The organism is Microbulbifer halophilus (assembly GCF_026183675.1).
GTDB lineage: Bacteria > Pseudomonadota > Gammaproteobacteria > Pseudomonadales > Cellvibrionaceae > Microbulbifer > Microbulbifer halophilus.
This window is the reverse complement of record NZ_JAPIVK010000001.1, coordinates 27,547-46,718: the sequence shown is the minus strand read 5'-3', so window position 1 is coordinate 46,718 and position 19,172 is coordinate 27,547. Positions and strand designations below refer to the sequence as shown.

Annotated in this window: 13 protein-coding genes; 9 read left to right on the top strand and 4 right to left on the bottom strand. The window is 61.1% G+C overall.

Annotated features, from left to right (window positions below; genetic code table 11):
- Together OQE62_RS00160 and agaR are read right to left on the bottom strand one after the other, a co-directional pair.
- The gene (locus OQE62_RS00160) at positions 1-1,281 is read right to left on the bottom strand and encodes a D-tagatose-bisphosphate aldolase, class II, non-catalytic subunit (protein WP_265719955.1); all 1,281 of its coding nucleotides are present in this window, start codon (positions 1,279-1,281) and stop codon (positions 1-3) included.
- A 66-nt stretch (positions 1,282-1,347) separates the two neighbouring features.
- Positions 1,348-2,136: a transcriptional repressor AgaR gene (gene agaR / locus OQE62_RS00155; protein ID WP_265719954.1), complete on the bottom strand. Its 789-nt coding sequence runs from the start codon at positions 2,134-2,136 to the stop codon at positions 1,348-1,350.
- Between the two features lie 242 nt (positions 2,137-2,378).
- On the opposite strand from agaR, the gene OQE62_RS00150 reads away from it, so the two are divergent.
- The 3 genes from OQE62_RS00150 to OQE62_RS00140 all read left to right on the top strand — a co-directional run bounded on the left by OQE62_RS00150 (position 2,379) and on the right by OQE62_RS00140 (position 8,191).
- A complete protein-coding gene (locus tag OQE62_RS00150) occupies positions 2,379-3,740 on the top strand; it encodes a Gfo/Idh/MocA family protein (RefSeq protein ID WP_265719953.1) in 1,362 nt (453 codons plus the stop codon).
- A 139-nt stretch (positions 3,741-3,879) separates the two neighbouring features.
- Entirely contained in the window at positions 3,880-6,687 is a 2,808-nt protein-coding gene (locus tag OQE62_RS00145) for a TonB-dependent receptor (RefSeq protein WP_265719952.1), read from the top strand.
- A gap of 178 nt (positions 6,688-6,865) precedes the next feature.
- A complete protein-coding gene (locus OQE62_RS00140; RefSeq protein WP_265719951.1) occupies positions 6,866-8,191 on the top strand; it encodes a sugar MFS transporter in 1,326 nt (441 codons plus the stop codon).
- A 103-nt stretch (positions 8,192-8,294) separates the two neighbouring features.
- On the opposite strand, the gene pepQ is transcribed toward OQE62_RS00140, so the two are convergent.
- Entirely contained in the window at positions 8,295-9,608 is a 1,314-nt protein-coding gene (gene pepQ / locus OQE62_RS00135; RefSeq protein ID WP_265719950.1) for a Xaa-Pro dipeptidase, read from the bottom strand.
- A gap of 93 nt (positions 9,609-9,701) precedes the next feature.
- On the opposite strand from pepQ, the gene purU reads away from it, so the two are divergent.
- From purU to OQE62_RS00115, 4 genes are all read left to right on the top strand, one after another.
- The gene (purU, locus tag OQE62_RS00130; RefSeq protein ID WP_265719949.1) at positions 9,702-10,538 is read left to right on the top strand and encodes a formyltetrahydrofolate deformylase; all 837 of its coding nucleotides are present in this window, start codon (positions 9,702-9,704) and stop codon (positions 10,536-10,538) included.
- Positions 10,539-10,592: 54 nt separating this feature from the next.
- Positions 10,593-11,036: a hypothetical protein gene (locus tag OQE62_RS00125; RefSeq protein ID WP_265719948.1), complete on the top strand. Its 444-nt coding sequence runs from the start codon at positions 10,593-10,595 to the stop codon at positions 11,034-11,036.
- 473 nt (positions 11,037-11,509) lie between these two features.
- Complete coding sequence (locus OQE62_RS00120; protein ID WP_265719947.1) at positions 11,510-12,286, top strand: V4R domain-containing protein; 777 nt, start codon at positions 11,510-11,512, stop codon at positions 12,284-12,286.
- Positions 12,287-12,485: 199 nt separating this feature from the next.
- The gene (locus OQE62_RS00115) at positions 12,486-13,223 is read left to right on the top strand and encodes an MHYT domain-containing protein (RefSeq protein ID WP_265719946.1); all 738 of its coding nucleotides are present in this window, start codon (positions 12,486-12,488) and stop codon (positions 13,221-13,223) included.
- A gap of 120 nt (positions 13,224-13,343) precedes the next feature.
- Here the strand turns inward: OQE62_RS00115 and gcvP are convergent, their stop codons facing one another.
- Positions 13,344-16,235, bottom strand: coding sequence for an aminomethyl-transferring glycine dehydrogenase (gene gcvP, locus OQE62_RS00110; RefSeq protein WP_265719945.1), 2,892 nt, complete (start codon positions 16,233-16,235; stop codon positions 13,344-13,346).
- Between the two features lie 749 nt (positions 16,236-16,984).
- On the opposite strand from gcvP, the gene OQE62_RS00105 reads away from it, so the two are divergent.
- Positions 16,985-18,703 carry a diguanylate cyclase domain-containing protein gene (locus OQE62_RS00105; protein WP_265719944.1) on the top strand — a complete coding sequence of 573 codons (1,719 nt, stop codon included), beginning with the start codon at positions 16,985-16,987 and terminating at the stop codon, positions 18,701-18,703.
- Between the two features lie 153 nt (positions 18,704-18,856).
- On the top strand, positions 18,857-19,162 hold the full coding sequence (locus tag OQE62_RS00100; protein ID WP_265719943.1) for a hypothetical protein: 306 nt from the start codon (positions 18,857-18,859) through the stop codon (positions 19,160-19,162).
- Positions 19,163-19,172 lie beyond the last annotated feature (10 nt).

Genomic DNA, 19,172 nt, shown 5'->3' with positions numbered 1-19,172 from the left:
CTACTGCTTCCAGCAGGCCTGGGCGTAGGACGCGGTGACTTTCCTGATTCTGGCCCTGACCAGGGCGGTGGCGTTGTTGGCGAGTTCGCCGTTGCGGATCTCGCGGTACTCCTCGGGGAAGAACTGGCTGATCAGCGGCAGCGGAATCGTGTGTGTCTGCAGGTTTGTGAGCAGTTGCTCCGTGGCCTCCCGGACCTTCTCATCCGGCCAGTAGTAGCGGATGCGGTCGCTGTAGCTGAAGCGGCGGTAGAGAGGCTGCAGCTCCTCGTCCACGGTGTAGAAGGACTGCCAGTATTCCGGCCGCGCCAGCATCTGCTGTTCGCACACTTGGCGCAGCCCGGAGCGGGTTTCCATAGCGGGCAGTTGCTCCTCGATATAGCTGAGGGCGAACAGCGCCTCGCGCAGGGCGAAGGTCAGTTGCGGGCCGACCTTGAGGATGGCGAAGTGATCGCGCACCAGCTGGTTGTAGCTGTGCTGGTTCTGGTAGTCGGTGGAGTGGGCCTCGAAGGCGATATTGTCCACCTGTGGAATCAGCGCTTTCAGTTGTTCGGCCTTTTCCGGGTGGTAGTCGACGATCGATGTGTGGTCGAACTCGACACCCGGCTGCACCACTAGGCCGATGACCCGCTGCCAGGCCGCGTCCAGCCCCTGCTCCAGGAAGGCGGCGCGGTGTTTTTCCAGTGTCGCCCGCGCCAGGGCAGGGTCGGTGACTTCCAGTTCGTCGATCGCCTCCCTGGCGCCGCCTGGCGGCGGCACCTCGGTGCCGACGATATAGACGATGTCGCTGCGGCCGAATTCCCGACGCGCAGTCTCTTCCGCCACCCGGCAGAGGTCGGCGGCGCGGGCGGCGATCAGTTCGTCCGCCAGCGGCAGTGTGTCGTCGGCGCAGGGCATGCTGCAGTCCAGGTGGATCTTGCCGAAGCCCGCCGCGACATAGGCCGCGATCAGTTCGCGCGCTTTCGCCATCGCCTGTTCCGTCGTTTCCTTTTGCCAGCACACCGGGCCCAGGTGATCGCCGCCGAGCAGCACCCGCTCGGCGGGCAGGCCGCTGCGCGCGGCCAGGGTCATTACATGGTCCTGGAAGTCGGCCGGCGTCATGCCGGTGTAGCCGCCGAACTGGTTGACCTGGTTGGCGGTGGCCTCGATCAGCAGCGGCGTGCGGTCCGCCGCGGCCTGTTCCATCGCCGCCTCCAGTACCAGCGTGTGGGCGGAGCAGATGGCGTAGATGCCGCGGGGCTCCCCCCGCCGGTTGGCGGCGATCAGCTGTTGCAGTGTCAGCACGGTAATTCCCTTGGTTCGAGTGAATGTCGGGCGGCCGCGGCCGCCCGGTGAAAGAAATGACTGCGGTCAGTTGGCGATTACTAGGCGCACTCCTTCCTCTTCCAGCGCGCGGGCAAAGCTGTCCGGGATACCGTCGTCGGTGATCAGTGTGTGGAGGCCCTCGAAGCCGCAGATCCGATGCACGCCGGAGCGGTTGAACTTGGAAGAGTCGGTGACCGCGATCACCTCTCGCGCGACGCTGCACATCAGCCGATTGAGGATGGCCTCGTATTCGAAGTGGGTGGTGATGCCGGCGTGAAAGTCGAAGCCGTCCACGCCCAGTATCACCTTCTCGAAGTGGTAGCGCTGCAGGGCGTCCTCCGCCTGGCGGCCGTAGAACGACAGGGATTTCTTGCGCAGGGTGCCGCCGGTGGTGAGCAGCTCCACGCCCTCCGCCCCCACCAGGTTCTGGGCCACGTTGAGGCCGTTGGTCATCACTACCAGGCGGCGGAAGCCGTGCAGTTGCCTGGCGATTTCCGCGGTGGTGGTGCCGGAGTCGAGAATGATCGACTCCCGCTCGCGGATCTCCGCCACGGCGGCGTTGGCCAGTTTGCGCTTGATCTCCAGGTGCTCCGAGTGCTTCTCCTGCACCGACAGCTCCTCGGTGATGCGGTTGTTGGCGACGGCGCCGCCGCGAGTGCGCACCACCAGCCCTTTCTTGTGCAGCTGGTTCAGATCGCCGCGGATGGTTACCGCGGAGACGCCGTACTTCTCCACCAGCTCCGGGACCAGTACCCGGCCCTCGTTCAGGGTGTTCTGGACTATGTCGTGCCGCCTTTCGATGGTGTTCATCGCCGTCTTGTCCGTCTGTGGCATTTCTTTTCCACCTATTCTACGAAGGTTTCGTTATCTTTCAATGAGAATTTCTTTTCGAAGTCTTTCGTTTGTTGTTTTTACATTAAAAACAATAATTTATACATTTAATTTGGTTTTGTTTGTGTTCTGGTGCGATTTAAATCGAAAGCTTTTGAAGCATTTTGTTGTTGATCGTTCTGATGCCCTTGGTTATTGTCCGGTGGCAACGGATACCCCGGTTTCTGGACAGCAAGGTGACAATAATGAAATCGATCAATCGTCGAAACTTCCTGCGCGCCGGCCTCGCCGCAGCGGCGGCCACCGCGGCCTACGGCTGTGCCCCGCGCGGCAACGCGGCGCCCGCCTCCGGCAACAAATCCGTGATGGGCCTGGCGGTGCCGGCCATGGACAGGGTCCGGGTCGGCTTTATCGGCGTGGGCCAGCGGGGCAGCGGTTCGGTCAAGCACTTCTGTCATATCGATGGCGTCGAAATCAAGGCGATCTGCGATACCCATAAAGAGGTGTTGGATCGCTCCGTCAACCTGGTGGCGGAGAAGGGCCTGCCGCGGCCGGACGCCTACGGTAAGGGCGACTACGCATACCGCGACATGCTCGAGCGCGACGATATCGACATAGTGGTCATCTCCACCCCCTGGCGCTGGCATGCGCCCATGGCCGTAGAGACGATGCAGAGCGGCAAGCATGCGCTGGTGGAGGTGCCCGTGGCCACCACCGTCGAGGAGTGCTGGCAGCTGGTGGATACCGCCGAGCGCACGCAGAAAAACTGCATGATGCTGGAGAACGTCTGCTACGGCCGCGACGAGTTGATGGTGCTCAATATGGTGCGCCAGGGGCTGTTCGGCGAGCTGCTGCACGGCGAGGCGGCCTATATCCACGAACTACGCTGGCAGATGAAGGAGATGGAGCACAAGACCGGCTCCTGGCGCACCGAGTGGCACGCGAAGCGCAACGCCAACCTCTACCCCACCCACGGCCTCGGCCCCGTCGCCCAGTATCTGAATATCAACCGGGGCGACCGCTTTGATTACATGAATTCCATGAGCAGCCCGGCCCTGGGCCGAGCTGCCTACGCCGGGCGGGAATTCCCAGCTGACCACCAGCGCAACGAACTCAACTATATCGCCGGCGATATCAACACCAGCCTGATCAAGACCAAAAAGGGGCGGACCATCATGGTCCAGCACGACACCACCACGCCCAGACCCTACAGCCGCCACAACCTGATTCAGGGCACCAATGGTGTCTTCGCCGGCTTTCCCAGCCGCATCGCACTGGAAGAGGGGGGCCGCAAGAGCTTCCACGAGTGGGATCGCGACATGGACCACTGGTATGGCAAGTACGACCACCCGCTGTGGAAGCGCATGGGCCGCGAGGCCGTGGCGAATGGCGGACACGGCGGCATGGACTTCCTGATGTTCTGGCGCCTGGTGTATTGCCTGCGCAATGGCGAGCCACTGGATCAGGATGTCTACGACGCGGCGGCCTGGTCAGTGGTGACGCCGTTGTCTGAGATGTCGGTCAGCGACCGCGGCAACAGCGTGGACTTTCCGGATTTCACCCGCGGCCGCTGGCGGACAGCCGAACCGCTGGGGATCGTTTCTTAGAACCTGTTTGAGACCTGCACAGAAGCCGACTTCCGTACAGGTCTCAAGCGGACTCTCAAGGGAGCTCTCTAGAGGGTGGTCGCACAAACCTGAGGTACCCGAATCGATAAAACTGATAAAAAATCAGAAGGGGAAACCGATGCAATACTATAAGAAAAAGTACCTGAGCCTGGCTGTCTGTTCGCTGCTTTACAGCGCACAGGGTTTTGCACAGGAGGATTCCGGCGAGGCGGTGGCAGACGCCGGTACCGTCGAGGAAGTCCAGGTGACGGGTATCCGCAGCAGTATCAAATCGTCGCTGGATATCAAGAAAAACTCGGTCAATGTAGTGGACGCGATAATGGCCGAGGATATCGGCAAGTTCCCGGACCAGAATATCGCCGAGGCGCTGCAGCGCATGAGCGGTGTCACCATTACACGCAATGCGGGCGAGGGGCAGAATATCACGGTGCGCGGCCTCGGTGGCGACTACAACGTGACCACCATCAACGGTCGCCGCATGGCCTCGGAACACAGTAGCCGCGACTTCAACTACGACCTGATCGCCGCCGAGCTGTTGAAGGGAGTCGAGGTCTACAAGTCGCCGGTGGCGAAAACCCAGGAGGGCGGTATCGGCTCGGTGATCAATATCCGCACCCGCCGGCCACTGGATTTCTCCGGCCTGAAGGTGTCCGGTTCCGTGAAGGGGATCTACGAGGACCGCACCGAGGACATGAATCCGCAGGCCTCCTTCCTGGTCAGTAATACCTTTGCCGACGGCACCTTCGGCGCACTGCTGACGGGGGTCTACTCCGAGCGCACCTTGCGCACCGACGCCTACCAGGGCGAGGGATTCTATAACCTGGACGAAGAGGACTGGATCACCGTGCGCCAGGATGTCGACGGCGACGGTGAATTCGATCCGGCAGTAGACAGCGAATACGGCTCCATCATTCCCGGTTATGTGCGCTACACCAACTGGCAGGACACCCGAGAGCGCGCCGGCGCCAGCCTGGCGCTGCAGTGGCGGCCGCGGGATGATATCGAGGTCAATTTCGACAGCCTCTACTCCGCCTACGACACCAACGGGGAGCAGTACGAAATTTCGTTTGTGACCTACGATGAAAGCTGGACGCCGGGCATTCCCAATGTCACCGACCTGGGCTTCGACGGCGATGGGCTGGTCAATGCGCTGACCCTGGGCGACGGGGCCATGGCCGAGCTACTGAATACCTCGCGCCCGCGCAAGACCGAGACCTTCCAGGTCGGCAACAATGTGGCCTGGCATATCCGCGACAACCTGACTCTGGCCGTAGATGTCTCCCACTCGGCATCCGAAAACACCAACAATGGCGACAATCGCTATATCGTCGCACGCGGTTTCGTTGACGAGATCAGCATCGACCAGTCCGGCGGTAACCTACTGCCGGATATCACCATGAAGCCGGCGCTCTCCCACACATCGCCGTTCGGTGCCCACTACAGCTACAACTCCGGTGATGAAATCCGGGACGAGGTGAGCGAATTCAAGTTCGACGGCGACTGGGTGCCGCTGGATTCGATCGTGTCGTCGGTGGCATTCGGTATCAATTACGGCGACCAGACCAAGGAGCGGGATTCCTACTCCTCCGTGAACCCGTCCATCTTCAGCAATGCCGGCGCCCTGTTCGAGAACTACCCGGAATACGACCCGGATATGTCCGCGTCGGAAAATATCGCCGGCTTCGATCTGTTCCGCCTGCCCGCCGACGTGCTGGTGGCACCGCGCTTCGACAATTTCCTCGATGGCGAGGCCGGCTCGCACCCGGCGCCCTGGGCCAGTTTCGACTACGACAAGCTGTACGCTTTCTACCAGTCGATCAGCCCGGAGGCGACAGAGGACCTGGTCAAGGCGCAGTTCCGCCCCAACGATTCCTTTTCCGTGGGCGAGACTACGCTGGCGGCCTATGTGCAGGCCGACCTGCAGAGCGAACTCTGGGCGCGGCCCTTCACTCTGAACCTGGGGCTGCGCGCGATCGAGACCACGGTCAACAGCTCCGGTTTCTCCCTGGATCCGGATGCCGTGCGTTTCGAGGCGTCGGATGAACCCGGGGAACTGCAGTATGTCGGCGACGAGTCCGACTACCAGTACCGGATGGATTTCGAAGATTCCTATACCGACGTGTTGCCGAGCCTGAACTTCAAGTGGAGTCTGCGCGACGATCTCATCTATCGTTTCAGCGCCGCCAAGGTAATCACCCGGCCGGGTATCGACTCGCTGACGGCCTACAGCTATATGAACCTGCGTGAATTCGAGCTCTATACCTCCAACCCGGGGCTGGAGCCAATGCGCGCCGACCAGTGGGATACCGGACTGGAGTGGTATTTCTCCGATTACGGCGCCCTGACCGGCACCCTGTTCCTGAAGGATATCGAATCCTTTATCGAATCCGGCCGCAACGGCAGTCGCACCATCGACGGTCGCAACTTCGCCGTCTACAGCGCGATCAACGGCGACAAGGGCGCCGAGATCCGCGGTGCCGAGCTGACCTACCAGCAGTCTTTCGGCGGTATATTGCCAGAGCCGTTTGGCGGTCTGGGTGTACAGCTGAACTACACCTATGTGGGCAGCGAATACGAGGACCGCGAACGCCGCGAGGCCGGGCTGCCATTCCAGGGCATGCCGAAGAACTCCTACAACGCGGTGCTCTACTACGAGGACGATGCCTTCCAGGCGCGGCTGGCTTACAACTGGCGCGGCAAGGTGATGACCAATCCCGAGGCCTGGGGTGGCCCCAGCTGGGATGCGGACTACGGCCAGTACGATTTCAGTGCCGATTACGACTGGACCGAAAACATCAATGTGAGCCTGAGCGTGAACAATATTACCAACGAGCGCAATTGGGGCTATATCGAGCGCCCGGACCAGGTCAGCCACCTGGCGCGCTATGGACGACTGTTCAACCTCGGTGTCAGTGCGAACTTCTAGAGGCACTTTCAGTGATAGGGCTTCACACCTAGGGTGCGCCGCGCGCACCGGTCGGTGTTGGCTCGGAAGCCAGTGGCATCGGTGCGCACGGCGCACCCTACGAAACTCGTCCATCTCGCACCTTGGCCGCCAGCCCGGCGGCCTTTTTTAATCAAAATAACTCTATGCGGGTGTCGCAATGGGAACTACCACTATTCGTGAAAATATCCCCGGCGAATCGGGCAACAGCCTGGTGCCGATGGCCATTATCGGCGTGTTGTTTTTTATCTTCGGTTTTGTCACCTGGCTGAACGGCTCGCTGATTCCATTCTTGAAAATTCTCTGCGACCTGAACGACTTTCAGGCGCTGCTGGTAACCTTCGTCTTTTATATCGCCTATACGGTGATGGCGTTGCCCATGTCCTTTATCCTGCGCCGTACCGGTTATCGCGATGGCATGGCGATCGGGCTCGGCATAATGGCAGTGGCGGCACTGGTGTTTATCCCCGCGGCACAGATCGGCAGCTACCCGGTGTTCCTGCTGGCATTGTTCGGGCTTGGGACGGGACTGACCATTCTGCAGACCGCCTCCAATCCCTATGTGGTCAAGGTCGGGCCGGCGGAGAGCGCGGCTACCCGTATCGCGATAATGGGCATTATCAACAAGAGTGCCGGCGTACTGGCGCCGCTCGTTTTTTCCGCGCTGGTGCTGTCGGGTCTGACCGATCTCAACTCGGAGGTCATTGCCCAGCTGTCGGAGGTCGAGCGCGTGGCCAGGCTCGAGGGGGTGGCGGACCGGTTGATTGCGCCCTACCTCTACATGGCCATCCTCCTGGCGCTGCTGGTTTTGCTGGTGAAGCTCTCGCCGCTGCCGGAGATCGAGGACGGCAATTCCGGGGGCAGCGAACCCGGATCCGGTATCTGGCAGTTTCCGCAGGTGGTGCTGGGGGCGCTGGCGCTGTTCGCCTATATGGGCGTGGAGGTGATTGCCGGCGATACCATCGGTCTCTACGGCGAGCGCTTGGGTGTAGCCAATTTTGCCTCGCTGACGGCCTACACCATGGCCTTCATGGTGGTGGGGTACCTGGTGGGGATCGTCGCCATTCCGCGCTTTGTCAGCCAGTCGCGAGCACTGCTCGCATCGGCGGTTGCCGGTGGGCTCTGTGTTATCGGTGTGCTTTTTGCCTCAGTGGAGAGCCACGGCATCGCCAGTGTGCTGTGGGGTTGGTCCGGTGTCCCGACGCTACCGGATAGCCTGACGTTCGTCGCCCTGATGGGGTTGGCGCACGCGCTGGTTTGGCCGACCATCTGGCCATTGGCCCTGCATGGGCTGGGCCGGTTCACCGCCCAGGGTTCCGCGTTGCTGATTATGGGAATCGCCGGCGGGGCATTGATTCCGTTGCTGTTCGGCAAGATTGCCGAGGTTAGTGGAGAGACAGTAGCCGGCTATTGGATTGCCTTGCCCTGCTACCTGTTTATCCTGTTTTACGCCGCCTGGGGGCACAGGCTGCGGCGTTGGCATTGATGGAGGTCACCGGCCACTCCCGGCCGGACCGCTCCTGCGGAGTTCCCGGGCCGGAAAACCCGGTCTGCAGGGGCGGCCGGCTCATTGCGAGTCGCGGGTTCCGCTACGACTCCGCGTAACAATCCCGCGTCATATTCTCCACCCGATCTGCATGCACGATCACATTGTCCTCGATACGCACACCGCCGAAGGGGCGGAGCTCTTCCACCTTGTCCCAGTGCACCTCGCCCGCCAGCCCGGAATCCTTCAGGTCCCCCAGCAGGCTATCGATGAAGTAGAGCCCGGGCTCGACGGTGAACACCTGCTCCGCCTCGATGGTGCGGGTGGTGCGCAGGAAGGGGGAGTCCGCCGGCGGCGGGTTGGTGCCGCCTTCGGGCCCGCTCTGGTGGCCGCCCACGTCGTGTACCTGCAGGCCCAGGAAGTGGCCCAGGCCGTGGGGCATGAAAGTGCCGGTGAGGCCGGATTCCACCGCGCTCTCCGGTGAGGATTTGATCAGGTCGAAGCGTTTCAGGATATCCGCCACTTTCAGGTGACAGTCGCGGTGCAGGTCCGGGTAGGGCAGGTCGACTTTCATCTGCCCGACCAACTGTTGCTGCATGATATCCATTGCTGCCACCAGGTCCGCGAATTCGCCGTCGCGATAGGCGTAGCTGCGGGTGATATCGGCGCAGTAGCCGTGGCTATCGGCACCGGCGTCGATCAGGAAGCTCCTCAGTTGCGCTTCCGGGATGCGCTTGTCCGACAGGTGGGTGTAGTGGAGGATCGAGCCGTGATCGTTGAGGCCGACGATATTGCCGTAGGGCATGCGGTTTTCCCCCTGGCCGGCGGCTTTCAGGTAGGCCAGGTTGATCTCGAATTCGCTGGCGCCGCTGCGGAAGGCGTCCTCAGCAGCTCTGTGGGCGCCCACGGCGATGCGGTTGGCGTCGCGCAGGCAGGCCATCTCGTAGGGGGTCTTGTAGGCGCGGGCCCAGTGCAGGCGGCTGATCAGTTGCTCCGGGTTGGTTTCGCCGAGGGGCCAGTCTTCCAGGCCGTCGGTCTCGCCGATAAAGGCGGCATTGTCGGCATGGAGAAACGGTTTCGCCTCGTCCGGCTTGCTCAGCAGCTCTATCTCGTACTCGTCGCTCCAGAAGGTCTGCGGTGCCGGCGGCACATAGTGCCAGAAGTCCACCGGGCGGTAGAACAGCAGTTTGGGCTTCTGCCCGCGGCGATAGATGACCCAGCTGTGGGGGTTGTCGGTGACCGGCACCAGCGCCTTGAACTGGGGGTTGACCTTGAAGGGGTAGTTGTTGTCGTCGAGGAACTGGACCTTGGGGCGGCCGCTGTAGACGTTCAGTGTGTCGAAGCCGCACTGGTCCAGAATGGCGTCGTAGCGGCTGCGCAGCAGCGCGATATGTTCGGCGAAGAGTTTCTTGTCCATGGTTCCCCTGATCAGATGGTTAGACAGAGTGTGAAGTGAATTAACCCCATAGTGTATAGTCTGAACCCCGGACATTTGGCCTGATTTTCGACCATGGAAAAGAAGATACTGCTGACCGACTGCCCTGATGCCAAGGGTTTGATCGCCAAGATTACCAACATCTGCTACAAGCACCAGCTCAATATCACCAAGAACGACGAGTTCGTGGACCGGGAGCGGGGCCGCTTCTTCATGCGCACGGCGCTGGAGGGGAATTTCAACGAGACCACCCTGCTGGAAGACCTGGATATGGCGCTGCCCGACGGCGCCGAGCGCCGGCTGATGACCAGCGGTCGCAAACGGCTGGTGCTGATGGTCACCCGAGAGCCCCACTGCCTCGGCGATATCCTGATGAAGTGCTATGCCGGTGCGCTGGATGTGGAGATCGCCGCGGTGATCGGCAACCATCCGGATCTGGGCGCGCTGGTGGAGAAGTTCCACATTCCCTTTCACTGCCTGCCCGCCGAGGGGCTGGAGCGGGAGCGGCACGAGGAGCAGGTGATGCAGCTGGTGGACAGCTACGCGCCGGACTACCTGGTGCTGGCCAAATATATGCGCGTGCTGACGCCGGCGTTCGTGGATCGTTACCGCGGGCATATTGTCAATATCCACCACTCGTTTCTGCCCGCCTTTATCGGTGCCAGCCCGTACCGGCAGGCGTACGACCGCGGGGTCAAGATCATTGGTGCCACTGCGCATTTTGTCACCGACGACCTGGACGAGGGACCGATCATCGAGCAGGACGTGATTCACGTGGACCACGCCTATTCCGCCGATGCCATGGCGGATGCCGGGCGCGATGTGGAAAAGCTGGTGCTCACCCGCGCGCTGCAATTGATCCTGCAGGAGCGGGTTTTTATCCACGGCAACAAGACGGTGGTTTTCAAGTAACTATTTTTCGCTGGCAGTCGGCCGGCGCAGTAATCTGATTCTGGAGGTGCAGCTTTGACAGCAACAATGAAGCCGGTCATCCGGCCGGGCGGCCGACTGATGGTTTCGGTATTCCCGTTTATACTGGCATCGTGCGGCGGCAACCAGCCCCTGCCGATTCCCGGCCTGAAGGAATCCTTCCACACCGAGATTGCGGCCAACGGCGCCAAGCGGTTTACCTATTCCCTGGAAATGCAGCGGCGGGATATACCGGCGCCCTATACCGATGCGGGGGGCAATCGCGGCCGGGTATCGCGCGGCACAGCACGGGGCGGTGGCCGTCCGGGACCTTCCGCGGACGCCGGTCGGCTGCAGTTTGATCGCTCGATGAAACAGAAACTGATGGAGACCGGTTTCTGCCGGGAAGGCTACTTCGAGATCGAGCGAACCGTCTCGCCGGTGAGTGGTGAAGTGCGCGGCGAGTGTCGCGAAGGGGCAAGCCGCAGCGGCGGGTCGTAACCCTCGGGCGGCGCGATTTGGTGTTCGCGCCGCTGCCATTTTTCCCGCCCCCAGTTTTTCCCCGCCGAACCGACCCGCTATTTTTCGCCAGCCCCTTCTGATTGTTTAACTGAAACCGGGCGAATCCGGAGCCTTTCCCGGCACAGGTATCGGGTCCTGGAAGACTTACAGCAGGCTCTCATGCCCTTTCTGGTTGTAAGTCGAATATCCCAATAGCGTCCAAACTGACTTTTTAAATGAGTCTTTGTATGTGATTGCACTCGCAAAAAGAATTTATAATGAAGTTATTGGCGCCAATATCTTGTGTGCCTAAAAATTGGTGCTATCTATTGAAGTGAGGGGAGGCAGGCACAAGTGCCGCCGGGCAGTGTTCAGGGAGCGGGAAACTATTGTTTGTCTCCTGTATGGATACGCTGAGGTTACTGGGAGTTTAAAAACGATAACTACAAAACCAACTTGCCAGAAGGATAACAATGGAAGTCGAATTCACAGTTCTTTCCGACCGCCGCGAGGGACTGCTGCGGGGATTGGGAAATGTCATCATCCAGAGCGGCTTCACATTGCTGCGCCAGCGGATGTCGACACTGGAAACCGGTATTCAACTCTGGTTGCGTGTCAGTGGACGCGAGGAACGTCTACTGGAGCTTGAGGAGCGACTGGGGACCCATCCGATGGTGCTCAGTTTCGAGTCCGAGCACCAGGTTTCACCCCACTCCACACAGCCGTCCCGGTCGGTGGCCGGGCCCGCTTCGGCCAGGCGCCCTCCCCGGGTGGCAAGCAACCTGCCGGCAGGTGGCAGCAGCGGTCCGGCCGTGGGGCAGGTGGAAGCGGAGCTACCGGGGTTGGCGAGGGAATACCCACGGATTTTTCCCCGGCTTTTGGGCCTGCGCGAAAAGCTGCCCGATGGCCAGAAAGCCGCCAGTATGGAGTTTGCTGGACGCCGGGTGGGCTCCTGGGTTTACAAAAGGGACTACGCCCTGGGTGGGCGCCTGGATTTGCCCAGCGCGTTGAAACAGATTGCGCTGCCGGCCCTGCGCAACCTGTTGTCCACCGACCTGAAAGAAAATTCCCTTCGCATAAAAAACAACCCTCTGTGTATGCCCGGCAGCCACTGTCGTGCCGGCGATTTCTTCAGTGGATTCCTGCGGGGAGTATTGGATGAGTCCGGTGTCGGGGGGCAGGTTACCGTGCGCGAGATCTATTGCCGCAGCGAGGGAGCTGAAGATTGCGTTTTTGAGATAGTCAACTAGTGGGCCGTGCGTGAATTTGTGTAACAAAGGGGCACAGCCAAAGCGTCCGGAGCAAGGCGAGAAAGCACTGGAATAGTGGTTCTATTTCGACCTTTCTCAACGCGGGGCTGGGCGCTTTGACGCAGCGAGCTTTTATAAGACTTTGCGCACGGCCCACCAGGAAAAATGGCAGGAAAGCCAAATCGAGAGGAGCACGACGATGACCGCTCAATACAATATGATCCTGGTGGTTCTGTCGTACCTGATATCGGTACTGGGGTCTTTCACCTCTCTGCAACTGGCCATTGCGATTCCACAGGCCCGGCCGGGCAGGGAAAAACGCAACGCCATTCTGGCGGCCGGTACGGCTATGGGCGGGGGTGCGATCTGGGCGATGCACTTTATCGCCATGCTCGCCTACGAAATGCCGATGCCGGTGGCCTACGATACCTTCATCACCCTGGTGTCGGCGCTGATCGCCATTGCGTCCTGCTCCATCGGCCTGGCCATTGCCGGCTCCGGTGTTTTCAGTGTCGACAAGTTACTGCCGGCGGGGATTTTCATGGGATGTGGTGTAGCGGGAATGCACTACACCGGTATGGCGGCCATGCTGATGCCGGCGGAAGTCTATTACGACCTGAATATCCTGATGATTTCGGTGGTCATCGGTGTGCTCGCTTCCTGTGCGGCGCTGTGGCTGGCCTTCCATATGCGCGGCCAGCGGCAGATGTTTGGCAGTGCACTGATCATGGGGATGGCGGTCTGCGGCATGCACTACACCGGTATGGCTGCAGCCAACTACCGGCACACGGGCAATATTCAGGAAGCCACTTTTGCCGGCGCGATGAGCGGTGAATACCTGGGATTGTCGATATTTGTGATCAGCGTGGCACTGTTGATGTTCGCCCTCTGGATCACCCAGGCGCGCCGCCGGCGGCGGGCATCGCTGGCTATTTGAGTGGTTGGCGAAGCCGGATCTCTGCCTGTTAAACGAAAAGGCCGGGAATTGTCCCGGCCTTTTGCCATCTTCAGAGTGCGATGGTCGCCAGCTCACTGACCACTCACCACCAACCACACATCACTCCATATAACTCTCGATCGGCGGGCAGGAGCAGATCAGGTTGCGGTCGCCGTAGACATTGTCGACGCGGTTGGATGCGGGCCACACCTTGTGCTCTTTCAGCCAGGCCGCCGGCCGGGCGGCCACGTCGCGGGAGTAGCTGTGGGGCCACTGCTCCGCCATCACATCTTCCAGCGTGTGCGGTGCATTGTGCAGGGGGTTGTCCTCGACGCTGTACCTGCCGCCCGCCACGTCTTCCACCTCCTTGCGGATGATCGCCATGGCCTCGATAAAGCGGTCCAGTTCTTCCTTGGATTCACTCTCGGTGGGCTCGATCATCAGGGTGCCGGCCACCGGGAAGGACATGGTGGGGGCGTGGAAGCCGAAGTCCATCAGGCGCTTGGCGATATCCTCCTCGGTGATGCCGCTGGCCTCCTTCAGCGGGCGCAGGTCCACCAGGCACTCGTGGGCGATGAAACCGTCGCTGCCGGTGTACAGCAGTGAATAGTCCTCGCTCAGGCACCTGGCCACATAGTTGGCGTTCAGGATCGCCATTTCCGTGGCCTTCTTCATGCCCTGTCTGCCCATCATGCGGATATACATCCAGCTGATTGGCAGGATGCTGGCGGAGCCCCACGGCGCTGCGGAGATGGTGCCGTTGGCAGTATCGGTTTCCGGTACCCCGGTTACCGGGTGCCCGGCCAGATAGGGCTTCAGGTGTTCCCCCACGGCGATGGGACCCATGCCCGGGCCGCCGCCGCCGTGGGGAATGCAGAAGGTCTTGTGCAGGTTCAGGTGCGAGACGTCGCCGCCGAACTGGCCCGGTGCGGCCACACCGATCAGGGCGTTCATGTTGGCGCCGTCGATGTACACCTGGCCGCCGGCGTCATGCACCAGGTCGCAGATCTCGCGAATCCCTTCCTCGAATACGCCGTGGGTGGAGGGGTAGGTGACCATCAGCGCGGCGATGCGGTCGCCGTGCTCTTCGATCTTGGCTTTCAGGTCGTCGGTGTCGACGTTGCCGCTCTTGTCACAGGCGACCACCACCACTTTCATGCTCACCATCATCGCCGAGGCGGGGTTGGTGCCGTGGGCGGAGGCGGGGATCAGGCAGATATCGCGCTGGGTCTCGCCCCTGGCTTCGAAGTACTTCTTGATCGCCACCAGGCCGGCGTATTCGCCCTGGGAGCCGGCATTCGGCTGCAGGCTCACGGCGTCGTAGCCGGTGCAGGCGGCCAGCATCCGCTGCAGTTGTTCGAACATTTCCGTGTAGCCGCGGGCCTGGTCGGCGGGGGCAAACGGGTGCAGCTTGCCGAATTCCGGCCAGGTGACCGGGATCATTTCCGCGGTGGCGTTCAGCTTCATGGTGCAGGAGCCCAGCGGAATCATCGAGTGGTTCAGTGCGATATCCTTCGACTCCAGCGTCTTCAGATAGCGCAGCATTTCCGTTTCGGAGTGGTAGCTGTTGAACACCGGATGGGTCAGGAACTCGCTCTCGCGCAGCAGGGATTTGGGCAGGCCCTGGGGGCCCTTGGCGGCGATCTCGCTGTCCAGTGCCGCCAGGTCGAGGCCGTGCGCCGCGCCCAGGAAGGAATCCAGGATGTCGGAAACATCCTGCAGGGAGGCGGTTTCGTGCAGGCTCACACCCAGGGCGTCGTCGCCCACTTTGCGCAGGTTGATCTCCGCATCCAGCGCGCGCTGGTAGATTTCGTCCCGCTTGCCGGCGGTGGCGACGGTCAGGGTGTCGAACCAGTTGTCGTGGGTCAGGGCAAGGCCCTTCTTCTGCAGGCCGGTGGCGAGGATGTCCGCCAGGCGCTGGATGCGCGCGGCGATGGTCCTGAGTCCGTCCGGGCCGTGGTAACAGGCGTAAAAGGCGCTCATTACCGCCAGCAGTACCTGCGAAGTACAGATGTTGGAGTTGGCCTTTTCGCGGCGGATATGCTGCTCGCGGGTCTGCATCGCCATGCGCAGTGCGCGCCTGCCCTTGCTGTCCACGGAGACGCCGATAATGCGGCCCGGCGCGGAGCGCTTGTAGGCCTCGCGGAAAGCGAAGAAGCCGGCGTGGGGACCGCCGTAACCCATGGGAATACCGAAGCGCTGGTTGCAGCCGATCACCACGTCCGCCCCCATTTCGCCCGGCGCCTTCAGCGCCACCAGGCTCATCAGGTCCGCGGCCACGGTCACCAGGCCCTTGGCCTCGTGTACCCGGTCGATGATGTCGGTGAGGTCGCGCACTGCGCCGGTGGAGCCGGGATACTGCAGCAGGGCGCCGAAGAGTTCCGCGGGGAGGTCTTTTTCCGGATCGCCGACGACGATTTCAAAACCGAAGTGTTCGGCGCGGGTCTTTACCACGGCGATGGTCTGCGGGTGGCTGTCCGCATCCACGAAGAAGACGCCGGATTTGTTGCGCTTCGCCTGGCGTTTGCACATGGCCATGGCTTCTGCAGCGGCAGTGGCCTCGTCCAGCATGGAGGCGTTGGCCAGTTCCATGCCGGTCAGGTCCATGATCATCTGCTGGAAGTTCAGCAGGCCTTCCAGTCGGCCCTGGGCGATTTCCGGTTGGTAGGGGGTGTAGGCGGTGTACCAGCCCGGGTTTTCCAGCACATTGCGCAGGATGACATTGGGTGTAATCGTATCGTGGTAGCCCATGCCGATGAATGTGCGGTAAATTGTGTTCTGTGCAGCCAGGGATTTCAGTTCTGCCAGCGCCTCTTCTTCGTTGACGGCATCGGCGAGATCCAGCGCATCGTTCTTGCGGATGGCGGCGGGCACGGTCTTCTCGATCAGCTCGTCGACGCTGGATACCCCGAGCCGGGTCAGCATCGCCTCGACCTGGGCCTTGTCCGGACCGATATGGCGATGAATGAAAGCGTCGTGTTGTTCCAACTGCTGAAGAGATGGCTGGGTCATAAACTTCGTTCCTGTTATCGCAGGGAGGAAATGCATCCGCGGTTAAAAATAGCCGGATCTCGTGTGGTACCAGGAATGCGGGTATCACACCGGCCGCCGGCGCCCGGCCTGAGGGGTGGCGGGCTCTGTTGCTCGCGGTGCCATTGGCGAGCGCGGGACCATGGGCCCCGACCGGCGCGCATCTTAGCAACAGCAAGCTCTATCGGCAATTGACCGGTTTTTAGCGGGAATTGTGCTATTTCCTGTCAGGAATTGTGAAGGAAATCCTGTTTTGTGATATCTGGCGCAATTTTATTCTAGTCAATTTGGGCCCGTCTGCTGGCCCATATGGGGCTTTCAACCATACTGGTAGCGCCGATCGCCTGCGGGCCCGCTGTGGTGGACGATTAGCGACAGCGGGAAATGTTCCAGTGCGCCTCCGCGGGCGAGCGGTGTCCGCGCTCCAGGAAATAAGGGATAACACCGGAAGGGGGCGGGATTGTGTAGCGCCTGTCCAGTCTCCCCGATACTGACATTGTCGCTGTTCGCCGTTGGCTCCGGCCGAGCCGGGGGGCGAGTTGCAGATGTCTGTCGTGGCCAGCGACCGTCCGGTGTCACCGGCTGCCTGAGCGAGCGCCCGCGGAACAGGCGGTTGTACCCAGTTGCTGTCAGCCAATAGAAAGATCGGGCGAACGGACCAGCCTCTGCGCAGAAGGATTTTCCCGGACCAAAGCGTCCGGGCGCCGGGGAAAAAGGAGTTGCAAAGGGAAATGCAGTTACACAGCTTGAGGGTCAAAGCGAGTATCTTTTCGCTGCTGTTGATAGTGGCGATTTGCCTGTTCTTTATCTTGCTGGGCAACGGTAGCCTGCAGTCCCTGCTGGAGAAGAACCGCAACAATCGCTACCAGACCTATCAGTACCAGATTTCCGGCCTGCTGAACCAGTCCCGCGAGGACCTGATCCAGCTCACCGACCTGATCGTGCTGTGGCACAACGGCAGCTCGGCCAATCCCTCGATCCTGCGGCAGCTGTTCGATCGCCAGTGGGAGTACCTGCAGATTAGTTGGGGGCTGGAATCCCTCAAACTGTATATCGATGATCGCGAGCCGCCGATTCACTGGGGGGAGTCCACCCGCCGCCTGACACCGGAGCAGGTCCGCGAAGTGGTTATCAGCGGGCAGCCGCTGGAGAGGGTACGTTGCAACCGTATCTGTGTGCAGAGCCTGGCAGTGCCGGTGATCGGCGATGACAACACCGACTATGTACTGCAGGTGGATCGCTCGCTGGCAGATGAGCTGGCCAGTTTCCGAGAGATTACCGGTTCCGATATCGGCATCCTTTCCGCCTCCCGCGATACCCCCTTCTTTCACAACAGCGATTACCTGGAGAACTGGCAGCGGGAAGTGATCGCCCTGACTTCCCGGGAGATGTTGATGCCGCTGCTGCGCCAGGTCGCCGCAGAGCAGCCGCGGATTCCCGATTCACGTTATTCGGAAAGTCACCTGTTCGAAAACAGGCATTTCGATATCAAGTCGATTCCGGTCAGCCGTATGGATGGGGATGGTGCCCGGTTCGTGATCGTCGAAGACCTGTCCGATCAGGTGGGTCATATCGGCGATTCGCTCAAACTGCTGCTGCTGTTTTCGGTACTGGGTGCCCTGATTTTTATCAGTGCCATCACCGGTATGCTGTGGCGGCCGATCTTCCGGCTGCGCCGCCTGGCCGAGGCCCTGCCGCTGCTCAGCGATGGCAAGTTCGATGCCGCGCGAAGCCTGATCCACCCCGTGTCCAAACGCCTTTCCCACTACGACGAGATCGACGTGCTCGACTCCACCGGCCTGGCGGTCTGTGACCAGCTGGAAGTGATGAAGGAAATCGTTTCCCAGAACACCGCGGAGCTGGAACGCATCGCCATGTACGACACGCTCACCGGGCTGGCCAACCGCCACAATATCGTCGAGGAACTGAAAAAGTATCTACACGGCGGCGATTGCGATAACGGTGTCGGCTACCTGTTCTTTGTCGACCTGGATGATTTCAAGCAGGTCAATGATTCCCTCGGCCACCAGGGCGGCGATGACCTGCTCCGGGTGGTGGCCCAGCGGCTGGTGAGCGTGATGCGATTCGGCGACATCGTCGCGCGCCTGGGGGGCGACGAGTTCTGTGTGTTTGTGCGCTCGCTGTCGGGTGATGGCACCTACCGGGCACTGGCGGAGAAAATGCTGAGTATCGTCGCCGAGCCGGTGCGTATCGGCGATGAGCTGGTACGGGTGACGCTGAGTATCGGCATCGTCGCCATTCCCGAGCACGGCAAGACCCTGGAAGCGGTATTGCAGAAGGCCGATGTCGCCATGTACCACGCCAAGTTCCGCGGCAAGAACAACTATCAGTTGTACTCGGTGGAGCTTCCGGGCATTGAGCAGGCGAGCCCGGGCAGCGGGGAAATGAAAAAACTGGAAGTGGTCGCCGGCGCCGATCAGCGCGCCTGACGCCAATCGAGACCCCAACCAGGGAGTCGGCGTCGCGCTATTGGCGCCGCTGGACTATTTTTACCAATACCCGCAGTGTTTTCGGGCGCTGAGGGACGGAAGAACAAGGATAATCGAAATGCTGTTTGGCAAGGATTGCGGAAAATTTTCACCATGGCGCAAAGGATCTTTATCGCCAGTGACCAACTGTTAGTGAGTCATCTCTGTAACCTACTGGAAAAGGCCGGCATCCCGGCCCTGACACAAAAGGCTGTGGTCGACGCGCCACAGGAAGAGTGCACCCCCCTGGCCTGGTATTCGGAATTGTGGATCATGCGGGACGGACAGCTCGCCAGCGCCCGGCAGCTGCTCGGCCGGGCCCTGGCCGGGGACGTCTCCCGCGGGCGCGAACTTTCCGGGCTGGAGTCGTGGGTGGCCAGTCTCCCGCCTGCGTTTTCACCGCCGGTGGAAATTGCCTGAGGCGCCCCTC